Origin of the sequence: Sphingobacterium sp. LZ7M1, assembly GCF_024296865.1 — a bacterium.
In the GTDB taxonomy this organism is placed as follows: Bacteria; Bacteroidota; Bacteroidia; order Sphingobacteriales; family Sphingobacteriaceae; genus Sphingobacterium.
In genome coordinates this window covers 2,046,217-2,063,489 of sequence record NZ_CP101134.1, presented here as the reverse complement: position 1 = coordinate 2,063,489, position 17,273 = coordinate 2,046,217, and the positions used below count along the sequence as shown (strand labels likewise).

The window sequence follows — 17,273 nt, the reverse complement described above, 5'->3', positions numbered from 1 at the left end:
AAATTAGATTATGATTTGGAATTCTGCATATCTAGACCCACACCTGAGTAAGGTGCCTAAACACATTTACAGCCAAATTGTGAATGACGAGGAATTGCCTGCCGAAAAATCAGACGCAATTTACATTGCTATTATTGGAGGTGGTCCCAAAGGTTTTTATGCTCTAGACCGTTTTATTTCTAAAGCTATAGACCAAAACATCCATAAACCCATCAACATTCATTGGTTTAATCACAACCGAGAATTTGCCTCTGGACCTCACTTCCAACCTACCCTGCCTTCCTATCTCATCATGAATGATTGCATAGCAGAAATAAGCTGTTGGGAAGAGCCGGAATCGTCACATTATATTCCAAACAGATTAAAACTTATTGATTGGATCCATCAAAACAAATCTGCAGAAAGCAGCCCTAACCCTTCTGACTTCTGTTCTAGGGAGCTGATGGGGCTCTACTTAATGGATGCTTTGCACAAGACCTTAAGCCATAAACCCAATCAGATTGAAGTCAACCTGGTCAACAGCAATATCTTGGACATGGATATACACATGGACAGAGTACAACTGACAAGTTCGAAAATGACTTTGCCCTTCCAATACGAATCAGCGATTTTTTGTACTGGCCATAGTTATTCCAATATGGAGGAAGAAGATCTTTTAGCATCTGATTGCAATGAAAACATCCTCTATCTTCCGCAAACTTACCCTGTGGAGCTATTGGATGAGATTCCAGCACAGGTCGATGTTGCCATCAAAGGAATAGGCTTGACCTTTATGGATGCTGTCCTACACCTTACTGAAGGCCGAGGAGGAATATTTTATAAACAGGACCATGAATACCGCTATCTTCCATCTGGATATGAACCTATTATCTATCCTTTTTCAAGAAGAAACCTCCCTATGCTACCGCGAAATGCATTCTGGAATGGAAATAAATATGAACTAAAAATAATGAATGAGGACTGGCTCAATTTGTTGAAAAGTAGAAATGAACCCCTAAATTTTGAAAGGGATATACTGCCTACCTATAACCTTGAAGCACAATTGGCCTTCTACACCTATACACATGCGACCCAAGAGCTGACTTCAGCAGAAATCCTGGAATTCATTGACACTTTTGATGCGACCAAACTTTTTTCTATCTCCGCACTCATCGATCCGATGACCTATTCTAAGGTGCAGATGGAAACAAATTACCATGAGTTCATTGTCGATCTTAGCATTTACAGCATGAAGCTTTCAGAACAAGGTGAGCTAAAAAGTCCAATGGCTGCTGCAATTGCAGCAATTCGGGAAGGCTTCTACCTTATTGCCGAGCTCTTCTCCCATAATGGTTTTGACGAGGAATCCCAGGAATCCTTTGAAAAATATTGGCAAGGATTCATTAACCATACCGCTTTTGGACCTCCAAGGGATAGTATCGATAAATTGTTCTGCTTGGCCAAGGATGGCTATGTAAAGTTTATGTTTTCTGAAGAACCAGTTATCGAAGTCCAACCAGAAGCATTACTATTAAAGAATTCCTATGTAGAAAAAGAATTTAATTTCCTGATCGATGCCCGGATACCAAAAGGCAACCTGAAGCTAAAAAACAACAAGCTATACGAACGGATGCGAAGGAAAGGATATGTGCAGGAAATTGTCAATGGAAACTATAGTAATGGAAAAATAGCTGTTGATAAGGAAGGAAAACTTATTGGCAATATACAGAATGGGCTTATTTACCTGTATGGAATCCCAACCGATGGAACATACTTACAAAATGACAGCTTATCAAGAGAAACGAATAATTTCAGCAATACCTGGTGTCAGGCTACATTAGAAAGGATAAAGAATAAATCGATATTGGAAAGCAGACCAAATTATAGTCTAGCCTTTTCCAATGTTAATTACACAAACTTAACACCGAATTAATACACAGATTAAAGTCTATTTATATTTTTGATAATAAAATTTATTAAAGATGATAAAAGACGAAGTATTGACACAAGAATCGAATTCTATATTGATAGAATTCCTGTATGATGGTGATGATTTTAATTCAGAAGAGGATTAAAATCCACCATCATTTTTTTTACCCCTCCCCCATTTACAAAACCAACCCCATTACACTTCTTAATTTTTACAATTCGATTTTAGAAGAATCGAATAATTTTCTGTTTTCAGGCTTTAAGCGCTGAAGCATCAAACTATAAAACTCTTTTTCAATATCATGCAATATATTTAATTTTTAATTACATATATTTATTCATATTAAACCATTATAACAATACCTTTATCATTCAAAAATGAACACTCCAGTCAATATGTCTGACAAAAATTTGTATATCAAATATTACAAATTCATAAATTTTTATGCATTCAAATTAACAGGGGATTATGAACGCGCAGAAGATCTAACACAGGACGCATTCACTTCTTACCTATTGAACAAATCTAAAATATCCAGCAACCCATCGGCCATTAAATCCTTCCTATATACTGCCGTGAGAAATAAATTGATCAACGAACATAGAAGGACTGAAATAAGTCAAAGGTATTGGAGAATTACGGGATTTGATGAAAAAGATCCCCAAGATATAGACCGCCTCGTAATCTACACCGAATTATTGCAAGAAATCGATAGACTTGTCAATGCCCTGCCCAACATGTGCCAACAGGTAATCAAACTAAGCTTTTTTGAAGGATTAACCAACAATGAAATTAAAGACCAATTAAATATCAGTATCAACACGGTCAAAACCCACAAAAAAAGAGGTCTTGCATTTCTACAGAAGCATCTTAACCCAGAATACTTCTTAATATTTATCAATTTCTTAACTTCAAATTAAATTTATTTTAATAAGCTTTCATCCTTTTCCGTAATTAAGTTTTCTTAATTATAATTATGAACCAAAAGGAGAAACTAATCGCCATTCTGATTTTCAAATACATTCAAGGTATTTGTACGGTCCGTGATATCAGGAAACTGAATAATTGGCTGGAAGAAAACATGGAAAACAAAGACTTTTTCCGAGATGCGGTTAACACCGTTCAATTGAAAGAGGATCTTGACTTACTAAATTCTTTCGATGCCGAAAAATCTTGGAACAAGAGACAAAGAAAAAAGAAAACTAAAATATTCATATGGTCTATTGCTGCATCTCTAACACTGTTTGCTCTTTCTTTCTTATTATTATACTCTTCTTCTTGGCTTAACAACGAAGAAACTATACAGCTTTCTCAAAATGAAAGAAAAGTAGACTCAGCTTACAAGGATAAATATCCAGCCAAAGTTGGGGCCCAACTAATCTTATCAAATGGAGAAAAGATCCTGTTGGATAAGCCTTTACAGGTGAAACATTCTGGGGAAATTCTGAATTCAGATCAAAAAATCATAACTACAGTCAACCAACCGACAAAAAATGAGAAGATAAAATGGCTTGAGATCCAAGTCCCTGCAGCCCAATATTATTCGATCGTACTACCTGATAGCAGCAAGGTCTGGTTAAATTCCAACTCAACCATAAAATTTCCTTCACGATTCGATCAGCAAATTAGAATGATCAACTTAAGCGGTGAAGCTTACTTCCAGATCAAGCACAGTCCAAAACAACCTTTTATCGTCAAAACAGCCGATGCAGAAATTAAAGTTTTAGGGACTTCCTTTAATGTCAATAATTATAACAACAGTTTAATAGCCTCTCTTGAAGAAGGAAAAATTGAAATAAGATCAAAATCAGATTTCAAGGAATTGAAGCCCTTACAAAAAGTTGAGCTTATCGCGAATAGGCTCATCGTATCAGAATCCGATTTACAGAAAGAATTAGCGTGGAAAAACAATAAATTCATTTTCAGCAAGGACAATCTCAAGGATATCCTTTTCCAAATTGAGAATTGGTATGGTATTAATACAAACTATCAATCCATCCAAAATAATGATGAAACTTTCACCGGTACTATCGATCGAGATGTAAAGCTTTCCAAGATCCTAGACATCTTAAATAACACCTCCAAATACAATTTCCTGATTATAGATAACCAATTAATTTCAACACTTAAACATTGATATCATGAGCACATAACATCTATTTTAGGGATATAACGCTACCTGTGGCTAATCCCGATACAAGCAAGAACCAATTTTAAACATCTAATCAATTTCTTAAAATGCTGTACTTTTTAGTTCACAAAAAACTAGGAAAAGAGAAAGGTTTTGACCTTAAATTCCTGGTAAAGATCCTAAAGTTCATTATTCTATTGACCCTTCTGATGCTTTATAGCATCATCGTAAAGGCTAATGAACAATTAATATCCGTAAAGTTCCAAAAGGCAAAATTAAACACGGTCCTAAAGGCTATTGCTAATCAAACTGATTACCAATTTTTCTATAACGACCGCATAAATCTAATTACAGGACCCATCACTATAAATATAGAGAAGGGAACCGTTGTCCAAGTCTTGGAGCTGATCCTACCTAAAGAAAAACTAGCTTATCAAATATTTGATAATCAGATTACTATCAGTATCCGTAAGCAGAACATCCTCAACTCCCTTGTAAGTCAACAAGAAAACATTCAAGGTACGGTCAGGGATGCTGAAGGAAAGCCTCTTCCAGCCGCCTCCGTTAGTATCAAAGGAACTAACAAAAGCACTTCGACTGATCAAAATGGAAAATTTGAAATCAGTGCTTTACCGACAGACGTTATCATTATCAGTTTCTTAGGCTACAAAAGGCAGGAAATCTCCATTGCTGGTAGAAAAACAGTTAACATCAATATGCAAAGAGATCAACAGACCTTAGAAGTTGTTGATGTGGTCGCCACTGGATATCAGACCATCGACAGACGGAAGTTCACCGGCGCTGCTACGAAAGTAAAAGCCGAAGACGCACAACGCTTTGGTGTCCCCGATGTTTCCAGAATGTTGGAAGGTCAAGTCTCTGGTGTCAGTGTTCAGAATGTCTCGGGAACATTTGGAGCTGCACCAAAAATTCGTGTACGGGGTGCGACTTCAATTACTGGAGACAACAAACCTCTATGGGTAATCGATGGGATTATTTTGGAAGATGTAGTCAACATTTCTAACGATCAATTATCTACAGGTGATGCCAATACCCTATTGGGATCTTCCGTTGCCGGAATAAACCCAGATGATATAGAAAGTTTCGAAATCCTTAAAGATGCTGCCGCCACTTCCCTATATGGAGCAAGGGCAATGAATGGCGTAATTATTATTACAACCAAAAAAGGTAGAGCCGGTACCCAAGCGGTGTCTTATCTAGGAAATTATACGACCTACCTTCGTCCATCCTATTCTCAATTTGACATTGTAAATTCCTACGATCAAATGTCAATCTATTCAGAAATTGCTAGAAAGGGGGCCATAGATTATGCGTTGATCAGGAACAATATGAATTCCGGAATTTTCGGAAACTTATCAAGGGGACTATCAACTTGGAAAGAAGACGGAACTCCCCTGATCGAAAACACTCCTGAAGGCCGTGAAGCCTTTTTGAAGAGATACATCTATCAAAACACGGATTGGTTCAAAACCCTATTCAACAATTCATTATTACAGGAACATTCTGTGAGTTTTTCCAATGGTAACAATAAGGTCCAAACCTACTATTCAACCTCATTTTTACAGGATAATGGTTGGGCAAAAGCAAATGGAGTAAGAAGATACACCGCAAACATTCGAGGAAATTACAACATCACAGATAAGCTATCGATTGGCTTGTTGACAACAGGTTCCATCCGAGATCAAAAAGCACCCGGCACATTAGGGCAAGATAGCAACCCCGTTACAGGTGTTGTATCAAGAAATTTCGACATCAACCCTTTCTCCTATGCCATGAATACCTCAAGGGTCATTGCTCCTTTCGATGAACAAGGAAATAGAGAAAATGTAACCATGAATTATGCTCCATTCAACATATTAAATGAACTGGACAAAAATTACATGGAGTTAAAAATGATAGACCTGAAGGTCCAAGGGGAACTAAACTATAAACTTCCTAAAAACATTAATTACAATTTCATTGGTGCATATCGTTATGCAAGTACTGGAAATGAGCATAAAATAAACGAAACCTCAAATTTATCAAATGCTTATCGTGCAGGAACAATATATGGAGTTGATGGAATTGAAAATAGCATCATTGCAAACCAAAACAGGTTCTTATATAGAGACCCTGCAAATCCGGACGCCAGACCCATGTCTGTTTTGCCTTATGGAGGTATTTATATTACCAATGAAAACATCCTAAAGAGCTTTTATTTAAGAAATAGTTTCAATTGGAACTTAACATCCCAAAAACACTATTTTACCGCATTTGCCACCCAAGAGATAAGATTCTTGGACAGGATGACTAAAGATATGACGGGCTATGGATACCAGTTTGATAAAGGCGGTGTTCCTTTTATTGACCCTAATATCATCAAAATGACTGTTGAAGGAAATTTACCTTACTATAAAATGCAAGTCTTTTCTGACCGCTTTGTTGCTTTTGCCGCAAATGGAACATACTCTTTCGATAGCCGATATCAATTCACCGGAACAGCGCGATATGATGGGTCAAATCAATTAGGCAGAAGCCGTGTAGCAAGATGGCTTCCTACCTGGAACCTTTCGGGATCATGGAACATCGACCAGGAAAACTTCTTCAAGAACCAGACTTTCTTCAACACCTTAACCTTGAGAGGTACTTATGGTTTGACCGCAAGTATGGGACCTGCCACCAATGCGAGTTTGGTGTTACGCTCCGGATCGGTCAACCGCCCATTTATCCATGAACAAGAACCAGTAATCAACATCGATTTCTTAGAAAACCAAGATTTGACCTGGGAAAAGCAATATGAAACCAATATTGGACTTGACGCAACATTCGCCAATAGACGGTATCAGATTGTCTTAGATTTATATAAAAGGGATGCATTTGATCTAATTGGACCAATGCGCATTTCAGGAATTGGAGGTGAAGCGATAAAATTTGCCAATTACGCCGATATGAAATCCCGAGGAATAGAGCTATTGTTCAAGGCAACAGTATTTGATAGAAAGGATTGGGGCTGGAAAACCCAATTGACCAATGCTTTTTATGACAATAAAATAACTTCGATAAGAAATGAACCCAATATCTGGAATTTGGTAAATTCTGTTGGAGCGGCGAAAGAAGGTCATCCACATCGAGGTCTATTTTCTATTGATTTTGAGAAATTGAACGAATTCAATGGAACACCCGTATTTGTCAATGAAAATAATGAAATCTCCAACAATGTTTTCCTTCAAAGTATACAGACCAACTACTTAAAATATGAAGGTCCTGTAGATCCAACATTCAATGGTGGTTTTTATAACAATTTCAATTATAAGAACCTTAACCTTTCATTCTTAGTAACTTATAGTGCAGGAAACAAAGTAAGACTGAATCCTATCTATAAAAATCAATACTCCGAATTGGATGCGATGTCCTATGATTTCTTGGATAGATTCCTTGCACCTTATGAAAATTTATCCCCTTCTATCGCGACTTCAAGGACCTCTTCTAGATTACCTGGAGACCAAGTGTATAATGCCTACAACTATACCGATCAACGAGTGGCAGATGGTGGATTTATCAGAATGAAACAAGTAACATTAGGTTATCAATTTCCAAAAAAATTCTTTGGGAAATCAATCTTCAATAACCTTTCATTAAATCTAGTTGCTAACAATCTTTTCTTGATTTACTCAGATCCAAAGTTGAATGGCCAAGATCCTGAGTTTTATGGATCCGGAGGAATGGCATTGCCAATACCTCGTCAATTTACCCTTTCCATTAAAGCAGGATTATAAACGAAAACTATTATGAAAACAAATGTATTATTAACAGTCCTTTCTGCCTTTCTATTGTTGGGATGTTCTAAATTTTTGGAAACCCCACCAGATTTAAGGACAGAATTAGATTCTCCCAGCAAGATTGCAGAACTTCTAACTTCTGCATATCCTAGGGGAAATTATATTCCCTTTACGGAATCTGCATCAGATAACGCTGGAGATAAGGGAATGACCAGCAGTTCAAACGTTCAAACGAATATGAACCCTTGGATGTTCATCGATGTGGAGACCAATGATTCCGATTCCCCCACTTTTTATTGGTATGCCGCATACAAGGCCATCAGTGCGTCTAATCATGCATTGGAAGCCATAGAAAAAATTGGGTTAAACAAACAAACTGAGTCTTTAAAAGGCGAAGCCCTTTTGACTAGAGCCTATGCACATCATATGCTAGCCATCTTGTTCTGCAAAGATTATGATCCTATTACCTCCAGCACAGATCCAGGTATTCCTTTCATAGCTGTTCCTGAAAAATTTGTACTTAATAAATATGAAAGAGGAACAGTTAAGGGTCTATATGACCTCATTGAAAAAGATATCGTGGAAGGACTTCCCTTACTTGATGACAATAGATATAAGGTTAAAAAATACCATTTTACCAAAGCTGCAGCCCATGCCTTTGCAACTCGCTTTTATTTATTTAAACATAACTATCAAAAAGCGGTTGAACATGGCAATCTTGCACTTGGCGAGGACCTTTCCAATTATATTAGGCCAGTAAATAATAGAGCCTTTGCTGGTTTGGAATACTTGACTCTGGAACAATGGTATTCAAGCACGGAAAACCCAACCAATCTTTTGTTAGTGGAAGCCGTTTCATCTTGGGGTAGAGATTTAGCATTCAATAGATTTGGATTTACCGCTCCTATACTTGCTGAATTAATCTATGGAGACAATATTACCACGGGTCGTTTTGCATACCCTATATATGGTGGAACGGATTATTCCTTGAATATCCCAAAATTTAGAGAACATTTTGTAAAAGGTAGTCTAAATGCAGCCTACGGTATACCTTATAATATGATACCACTCTTGACTGCAGATGAGTTACTATTAAACCGTGCGGAAGCATATGCTCGCATTAAAAACTACGACAAAGGAATCAAAGACTTAAATACGTTCATCAGTCGAAAAGTCTTTTACGGTGCAGATATCCCTGTTTATGAACCAAATATCCATAATGTCAATGTCAATCGATTAAACTCATTTTACGGGAATTTAAATCTTGAAGAAAACATTATTAAAGCTGCCCTAGACTTCAAGAGAAGGGAATTTCTTTTTGAAGGACTTCGATGGTTTGATATCGCTCGACATAAAATCGTTGTGGTACATAAAACTCATGATGAAAAAGAAACCTACATTCTAAGTGCAAATAGCCCAATGCGACTTTTCCAGTTACCTGCTGAGGTCGTTTTATCAGGTGTTCAACCCAATCCAAGATAAAATAAAATCGTTATGAAACATTATAAATGTGCAATATTCCTACTACTAATTTCCCTATTAACTTCTTGTGCCAAAGAGGAAACTTTGCCAGACGAACCAATTGTGGATTTAGGCGGTGAAAGATGGGCAAACGGTCCAATTGATAGATTTATCTTCCAAGAATTTATTAAATCCTATAATATTGAGATCAAATACAAATGGACTCCCTTCGAAATCAATTTTAATAGGACGCTAGTTCCGCCCCAAGAAAAAAAAGTGATTCCTGTACTAACGGCTGTTAGGGATATCTGGATGAAACCCTATGAAAAAGTTGCTGGGAAAGAATTTCTGAAAAGGTACTCTCTATCCAAGTTTATTTTGGTTGGCAGTGCGGAATACCAAAACAACGGTACTATTATTTTGGGGACTGCCGAAGGCGGAACCAAGGTCGTTTTATATGTAGTAAATGACTTTGATTTTTCAAAACCTGAGACAGTCAGTCAGATGCTCCATACCATTCACCATGAGTTTGCCCATATTCTGCATCAGAATATTCATTACCCTCAGGCATGGAGAGGCATAAGTACAGCATGGTATACACAAACTTGGTTCAATACGCCAGAAGAAACAGCAAATGCACAGGGATTTGTGTCGAGTTATGCAAAATCTGCGGAACAAGAAGACTTCGTTGAAACGATTGCTTACTTGTTGGTGGAAGGACAAGAAAAATTCGATGCATTAGTAAAAGCCAATACTCCAGTTGAGGCGACGTTTCGTCTTAAAGAGAGCATTGTTGTCCAGTACTACAAGGAAGTTTTCAACATTGATTTCAGGGCTCTTCAAAGGGAAGTTCGAGCCGCATTCTTATCGTTAACTAAACCAACTACAAAATGAAACCAATAATTTTCTCATTGATCATGTGCTTGCTCCTAATTTCTTGTAAAAAGGAATTTGAAGGAGTGCGACCTGACGCCAAATTGAATAAATTAAAAGACGAATATGCTAAGCAATTAACAGGCTCGAAAAATGGATGGATCGGATATTTATATCCAAAAGGTGGCGGAAGTTATACTTTTAAGTTCAATTTCGACGATAAAAACAGGGTTAAAAGCTTTGCCACTATTGATAATATCAAAGCTGGCACCTCCGACGAAAGTTCTTACCGCTTAGCAGCGGATCAGGTTGTCAGTCTATATTTTGATACATATTCTTACATACATCAGCTGTCTGACCCAGATGAACAAAAAAGTGGAGGATTAAGAGGTGGTGGTTTGATTTCTGATTTTGAATTTTCAATCATTGAAACTTCTACAGATACCATAAAATTAGTTGGAAATCATAATGAAAGCACCTTGACTTTAGTCAGAGCCAAGGAAAATGAAGGTGACGACTATATTAGAAAAGCGTTTCTCTTAAATGCAAAAGTCGAAGAAATCAACCAGTTGACAAACTATTATAAAACTGTAAAAATCAACAATAAGGATTATGGTGTGATTTTCAATACTGAAACCAACAATATTGCTTTTTATTATGAAGAGAACTCTACTTTCAAAAGCTTTATTACAGAGTATGCCCTTACCGATAAAGGCATTTTTCTAAAGGACCCATTAAATGCAGGTGGCTTGGCCGTGAAAGGTTTTGATAACTTCATCATCAACAAGACCAACAATAAAACAACAGCAAAATTAAATGGTACTGTAGATATTGAAATCCTTGATCAAAACAAACCAGTTTCTATCGATAAAGATGCACCAAGAAGAATGTACCTGATCAATAAAAGATATGCATCCTCTTTTGGGTTTACGATCGCTGGAAAAAAAGACGCTTTAGGTATTAGAACTTTTCCTGGCTTCAATTTCCTTCTATATATCCCAAGAATGTACATAGATCCTTTTGATGCCTTGTTTATCATATTTTTCAACGAGTACAATCTTGGCCCCGTCTTTACCACTTTATATAACAATCAAGGTATTTTATCCTTCAAGGTAGTTCGTGAAATGGCGGGACAGAGCTTTGGGCCAGAATTTGAAGAAATAGTTAAAAATCAAAATCAGGTTTGGTTTGAACCAAAAGGATTTTACGTTTTTGAAACGGGAGATGAACAATTCGATTTTGTAAGTGTGAAAGATAGTAGGGTTTGGATAAGATTTAAATAATAAATATCATGAAAAAATATATATGGTTAATATTATCCCTTTGTGTCCTGTTTTCTTGTAAAAAAGGAGAACTGAAAACTTTTGAAGTTGAGGAAGTCTGGGAGAAACCGGAAGTAAAATTACAACAATTAAAAGATGCCATAGCGGCTCATAAAACAGGTTGGGAATTTACCCTTGAATATGGTCCAAATCAAACTGCAACCTATGGTTATCTTGGATTTAACACAGAAAAGTCTTCTGAATTCATGAGTGATTTCTCCAGGAATTTTTTAAGATTTGACAATACAGATTATCACATTGGAATTGTAAATACCAATGCTTCATTGTCATTTCCAAAAACCAGTAAATTTGGTAATCTCGCTGCTGATGCTCTACATATCGACACCTTATTCACGTACAAGATCATCAAGAATGATACGATTATCTTGGAAGGTGAAACCAAAAAATCAATATTGACTTTGACAAAATGTACTCCAGAAAAATTAACCAAGTTGAAAGGTAATTCTATTATTGCAGACCAAGAAAAAATTAAGAAATTGATGGAAATGCCGAAATTCTTCTTTTCTTATAAGCAAAACGGCAAAACCTTTGGTTTAGAAATCGACACCAATTCACGGCAATTTTTATTTTATTCTGGAACCAATCAAAATCCAGTCGTTACGAAATCAAATTATTTCTTTAATGGCAATGGATTATCCCTAGTTAGACCAATTGAAATTGATGGTGTGAAAATAAAATTGATGGAAGGTTTAAGGCTCAACTCAACTTCGCTAAGTTCTAAAGATGGCATAAATATCTCGAATGTCGGCAAACCACAAGTTTACGACATAAAAACAGCAAAGGAATTTACCATTGCCGGCACGAAAATTTTATGGTGGACATCTTCTCAAGGCTTTGGAAAGCGAAATCAACCTGATATTGCAGGCTTTCAAAAACTACCAAACTTCACTTCGTTTACTCTTGTGCCAAATTATGATTATAATGAGCAATATAAAACCTATTTCTGGTTTATGGCTATTGGTTTAAGAGGGGCCACAGCTGGTAGTAACCATGGACCTGTAGCTAGATTTGGAGATAATGGTATCCTTAGGTTTATTCCATTTTTGGAAGGCATCCCCTCTACTAACCCTGCAATACTCCGAGCCATGAATATCACTACAAGTTATATCTATAACCCTAATGGGTTTTATATCATTAAAACTGGTCTTGGTTATACGATAGTCGATGCAACAGATGGATTAACTTGGGCATACTTCCAAGATAACGCTGATGTATCTTAGATTTATTTTACCAACTCCCTAGATATTATTCCTTTTAGGGAGTTGTTTTATCCTACCACACATTCAACAAACTATGCTGACTTGCCGTAAATAAATTCCGAAATACGATATTCAATTCATTTTCCTTTTGCGCTGCTCTGATTCCCAACAAAGGCAATATCTCGGCACAATCCATACGCACATCTTTTGCAATTTCTCTCGATAATTCTCCAATTTTCAAATACAGATCCGCCTCAACCTCTTTCCCTTTACTGGCATTTTGCCATAGCTCAACAGCATAAGCCTTCACCTGGCCTACCTTCCCTTCAAATTTTGTGCGTAATTGATCCAGCTGTTTAAACCTAGTTTTACTATGTTTCTCCGCCCAATGGCTATCTTTTGATTTCTCGAAATAATACTTTTCGCACAGGTCTAAAAACCGCTTGAACATACCTACATAATTCACCAATAGGGTCAATTCTGCAAATGGCATAAAAGGAATATTAAAAAGGGTCGAATTAGACTGTTTAGCTTTAGGATCAAGTACAAAAGCATTTTCCTTGGGCACTTTCAGGTCCTGAAAGGAAAAGGAATGGCTCGCGGTACATTCCAACCCTATGGTATCCCAATCATAATGGATGAGTACATCATCCTTTGGGACCAGGAAGGAAAAATATAAATTCTCGCCTGATTCATTTTTCAGTACCTCTCCATTATTAATGATTTCAGCATTGAAAGTGAAATGGGTTAAATGAGGAGCACCGGTGGCATAGTTCCAATAACCAGAAACCACAAAATATTCTCCAGCATCAATTGCCTTCCCTCCGACTCTTCCGCTGCCTCCCAAACAGATCTTGGGATCAGACCAGAGGCTTTTGGCAAATTCAGGTTGTATAAAGCCTGCAAACATATTCGCACCAGCACATAAGGTTACCGTCCAGGCCAATCCGCCATCCCAATAAGCCAGCTCTTCCAATAAGTCCAAGCCTTCTGGAAAGGACATTTCCAAGCCGTTTAATGTTTTCGGAACCCAAAGATTAAACCAGTTGTTTTGGTACACAAGGTCAAGTTGCTCTTTCGTAAGCGCCTTATTCTTGATTCCTTCGGCCTGTAATTCCTTTATGATCTGAATTTGTTCTGATATCAACATTTAATTGTCTGTATTTAATTCTAATTTTTGGATTTTCATGATTCGTTTCCAATTTAGGTAACCGAAAATGGCAACTATAAATAGAAACGTGGTCAGTGCTGCGAATAGGTAAAGGTCTTTATGGATCAAAAGTGGTACGGCAAAAAGGTTACTGATATTGAGCAAGATCCAATTTTCAATTTTTCTTTTCGCCAAAAGCCACATACCAGCCCAGGCTGTGGAGGTCACCCAAGCATCCCAAATAGGCACATCGGAATTGGTAATGCTGCGAAGCAAAAAGTAAAAGATCAAGAAACCTCCAAATACGATGCTGAGGACGGTAACCCATTCTTGCTTAGTCGAATGGGTAATGGGCTGTTCCTTTGCGGTCTTATTGCTTATCCAAAACCACCAGCCATAGATACTCATGACCAAATAATAGATTTGTAAAGCAATTTCAGCATATAGCCCGGCATTGTACAGAACCAGCATCCCAGTCGTAATCCCCATTATCCCAAACAGGTAATTGGATACCTTATTGTTCTTGGACAATAGGACTTGGATAATGCCACAGATCACAGAAAACCTTTCCAACCAGGACGTTTGCTGCAATGTTTGAATAATGTTATTAAAGATTTCCTCCAATTTCGCTGAATGGTATAAGCACTTATGGAGATAAGGGAAAGGATCTTTGTTTATTCCTACGCCAGCATTACCTGGATCAGGTTCATTCCGATCAAAACCGGAATTGGGTATCATCTCAGCCTAAAAATATGTCCCGTCATAAACGGGACATATTCAGCACCCCATAAGTATTGTGAATATTATTTATCGATCTGCAAAATTGCAGAGGTACGATTTCTTGTTGATTGACACAGCTCGGCGTCATCATTTAACTTCTTGCCCCAAGATGGGATCATCTCACGCAATTTCTTACGGTAAGAATCAGATTTTGCACGGTCAGGGAAACATCTTTTCAATAAGTTGATCATGATTGCTACTGAAGTTGATGCACCTGGTGAAGCGCCCAATAAGGCAGCAATGGATCCATCGGCACTGGAAACTACCTCAGTTCCGAACTCCAAGATACCACCATGTTTAGGGTCTTTTTTGATAACCTGTACACGTTGGCCAGCTTTTTCGATTTCCCAATCTTCCAATTTAGCGGTTGGCATAAATTGTTTCAGGGAATCTAATTTGTCCTGAGGTTTTTTCATCACCTCGGTGATCAAATATTTAGTCAATGGTAGGTTATCCAATCCTGCCGATAACATCGGACGGATATTGGAAAGTTTAATGGATGCCGGCAAGTCGAAATAAGATCCTTTTTTCAAGAATTTGGTCGAGAAACCTGCATAAGGACCGAACAACAGAGCTTGTTTTCCATCGATATAACGGGTATCCAAATGCGGAACCGACATCGGAGGAGCACCTACTGATGCCTTTCCATAAACCTTGGCATGGTGTTGCTTGATGATCTCTTCATTATTGCATCTCAACCATTGTCCTCCAACAGGGAAACCACCATAGCCTTTAGCTTCAGGGATTCCCGATTTCTCCAACAACAATAAAGAGTGTCCACCTGCACCGATGAAAACAAACTTAGCCAAGATTTCTCTCTTCTTGCCTGTTTTCAAATCTTTAACTTCTACTTCCCATCTACCATCATCCTCACGGTCAATATCTTTAACTTCTTGGTTCAAGGACAACTTGATATTGTCTTTTCCATCCAAGTAAGTAATCAAATCTCTGGTCAAAGCACCGAAGTTCACATCAGTACCGATATCCATTTTTGTAGCAGCAATAGCCTCATCAGCTGACCTGCCTTCCATCATCAAGGGAACCCATTCATTCAACAAAGTTTTATCCTCGGTATACTCCATACCTTTGAATAGATTTTGTTTGGTCATGGTCTCAAATCTGGTCTTCAAGAACTGCACATCTCTATCGCCAAAAACGGCCGACATATGCGGAACGCGGCGGATAAAATGATTAGGGTTCTTGATAATATTCTTCTCTACTAGGTAAGACCAAAACTGCTTGGAAATCTCATATTGTTCAGCAATACTGATTGCCTTATCAATTTTCACACTTCCATCAGGCTGCTCTGGTGTATAGTTTAGTTCACAAAGTGCCGAGTGACCTGTACCGGCATTATTCCACGCATCTGAACTCTCTGCAGCAACAACATCCAAACGCTCGATAATCTCAATATTAATATCTGGACTCAGCTCATTAATTAACGTACCTAACGTCGCGCTCATGATGCCTCCACCAATCAGAACGACGTCAACCTCCGTTTTTTTTGTTTTCTTACCCATGGTTTTTAAATGAAATACAAAATTAATATTCGCTTTATATTATAGCGAATAAATTTGTCAGAAACATTTCAAATAATTGTGATTTTATCAATAAACACCTATTCCCTTATTCAAATCTACCATAATCCTATTTTTTTAGATTTCTGAGTGTTAAAAAGGGGTGGTTTTGGATTAGACAGGCTCACCCGCCGGAGGTTTGAACCAGGATGAAAGGGATAAGAGGATAGGCCAAGATCTGGGGAAGAACCAGGATTGAATGGATGGGAGGATAGACCAAGATCGTAAACCATTGAATGCGGTTTTAATACAAATTTGCGTAGGGACTATTGCATAGCCCGCCACATATTATCTGCTTCATCCTAAAGAAGGAAGGATCTGTAACATACCTTTTATAATGCTAAGCCGGTCATCCTGACGCAGGAAGGATCTCGGAACATTCCAAACCAATTTTTGGGAATCATTGCATTAGCGTACAGTTCCTGCACCTGTGGTGCAGCATGACAGGACCTGTTGGAGGAGAACCGTACAGATTCTTCACTAATCGTTCAGAATCAAAATGCGAAAAAGAGGGATTCAGAGTGAAACGAAGAATCTATTTTTTTATTTTTTTAAGGATCGTTGTCATTGCCAAATCGTAAGATGAGCAAACTATTTTTTTTCTTTTTAGACCCGTATAAAATAAAAAATATATGGAAAAATATTCCACCCTCGCTAGGGGTTGGCCATTTCAAACATCCAACTTCTACAAAGATTCCACCCCCTCTGGGGGTTTCTCAAAATATATAAATATACATTATCCTTCCGAAGGAAGCCCTTTAGCCTCCGGCTCATTTCCAATGGCGGAAAAATGGAAAGAATGCCGTTGCCCTGCGATGGGATTGGCCTTGGAATGCTTTCAAAAAATTCTCCATCTAAAGGAGAATTTTGAAGGAAGATATTCCCGACAACAAGGCGTTCTTTTCATGTGCAGATGATTGTGCGAAAAGCCATCTTAAATGAGCCGAAGCCTTTACGGATTCGAGTTGTTTTTGGTATCCGTGAGCTCCTTCGTCGGTTTGGTTACTTTTGGGCTTCAAAAGTAACGAAGAAAATTGGTGTCCGTGAGCTCCTTTGTCGGTTTGGTTTTGG

11 protein-coding genes and 1 riboswitch are annotated in these 17,273 nt (G+C 37.7%); of the genes, 8 read left to right on the top strand and 3 right to left on the bottom strand.

The window, feature by feature from the left end; all coding sequences use genetic code 11:
• Positions 1 to 10: 10 nt before the first annotated feature.
• The 8 genes from NMK93_RS08755 (at position 11) to NMK93_RS08720 (ending at position 12,716) form a co-directional block, all read left to right on the top strand.
• Positions 11 to 1,912 carry an FAD/NAD(P)-binding protein gene (locus tag NMK93_RS08755; RefSeq protein ID WP_185211921.1) on the top strand — a complete coding sequence of 634 codons (1,902 nt, stop codon included), beginning with the start codon at positions 11 to 13 and terminating at the stop codon, positions 1,910 to 1,912.
• Between the two features lie 374 nt (positions 1,913 to 2,286).
• Positions 2,287 to 2,829: an RNA polymerase sigma factor gene (locus NMK93_RS08750; RefSeq protein WP_185211920.1), complete on the top strand. Its 543-nt coding sequence runs from the start codon at positions 2,287 to 2,289 to the stop codon at positions 2,827 to 2,829.
• Between the two features lie 56 nt (positions 2,830 to 2,885).
• Positions 2,886 to 4,046, top strand: coding sequence for a FecR family protein (locus tag NMK93_RS08745; RefSeq protein ID WP_254530013.1), 1,161 nt, complete (start codon positions 2,886 to 2,888; stop codon positions 4,044 to 4,046).
• 101 nt (positions 4,047 to 4,147) lie between these two features.
• Complete coding sequence (locus NMK93_RS08740) at positions 4,148 to 7,816, top strand: SusC/RagA family TonB-linked outer membrane protein (RefSeq protein ID WP_254530011.1); 3,669 nt, start codon at positions 4,148 to 4,150, stop codon at positions 7,814 to 7,816.
• 12 nt (positions 7,817 to 7,828) lie between these two features.
• The gene (locus NMK93_RS08735; protein WP_254530009.1) at positions 7,829 to 9,301 is read left to right on the top strand and encodes a RagB/SusD family nutrient uptake outer membrane protein; all 1,473 of its coding nucleotides are present in this window, start codon (positions 7,829 to 7,831) and stop codon (positions 9,299 to 9,301) included.
• Positions 9,302 to 9,313: 12 nt separating this feature from the next.
• A complete protein-coding gene (locus NMK93_RS08730) occupies positions 9,314 to 10,174 on the top strand; it encodes a substrate import-associated zinc metallohydrolase lipoprotein (RefSeq protein ID WP_254530007.1) in 861 nt (286 codons plus the stop codon).
• A complete protein-coding gene (locus NMK93_RS08725) occupies positions 10,171 to 11,436 on the top strand; it encodes a DUF4302 domain-containing protein (RefSeq protein ID WP_254530005.1) in 1,266 nt (421 codons plus the stop codon). The genes NMK93_RS08730 and NMK93_RS08725 overlap by 4 nt, the downstream gene beginning before the upstream one ends.
• Positions 11,437 to 11,444: 8 nt before the next feature.
• Entirely contained in the window at positions 11,445 to 12,716 is a 1,272-nt protein-coding gene (locus NMK93_RS08720) for a DUF4302 domain-containing protein (RefSeq protein WP_254530003.1), read from the top strand.
• A gap of 52 nt (positions 12,717 to 12,768) precedes the next feature.
• On the opposite strand, the gene NMK93_RS08715 is transcribed toward NMK93_RS08720, so the two are convergent.
• The 3 genes from NMK93_RS08715 to NMK93_RS08705 form a co-directional block, all read right to left on the bottom strand.
• Positions 12,769 to 13,845, bottom strand: a complete 1,077-nt coding sequence (locus NMK93_RS08715) for an acyl-CoA dehydrogenase (RefSeq protein ID WP_254530001.1) — start codon at positions 13,843 to 13,845, stop codon at positions 12,769 to 12,771.
• Complete coding sequence (gene pnuC, locus NMK93_RS08710; RefSeq protein WP_254529999.1) at positions 13,846 to 14,418, bottom strand: nicotinamide riboside transporter PnuC; 573 nt, start codon at positions 14,416 to 14,418, stop codon at positions 13,846 to 13,848.
• A gap of 87 nt (positions 14,419 to 14,505) precedes the next feature.
• Positions 14,506 to 14,643: riboswitch (TPP riboswitch) on the bottom strand.
• A gap of 5 nt (positions 14,644 to 14,648) precedes the next feature.
• The gene (locus NMK93_RS08705) at positions 14,649 to 16,145 is read right to left on the bottom strand and encodes a malate:quinone oxidoreductase (RefSeq protein WP_185211911.1); all 1,497 of its coding nucleotides are present in this window, start codon (positions 16,143 to 16,145) and stop codon (positions 14,649 to 14,651) included.
• Between the last annotated feature and the right edge of the window lie 1,128 nt (positions 16,146 to 17,273).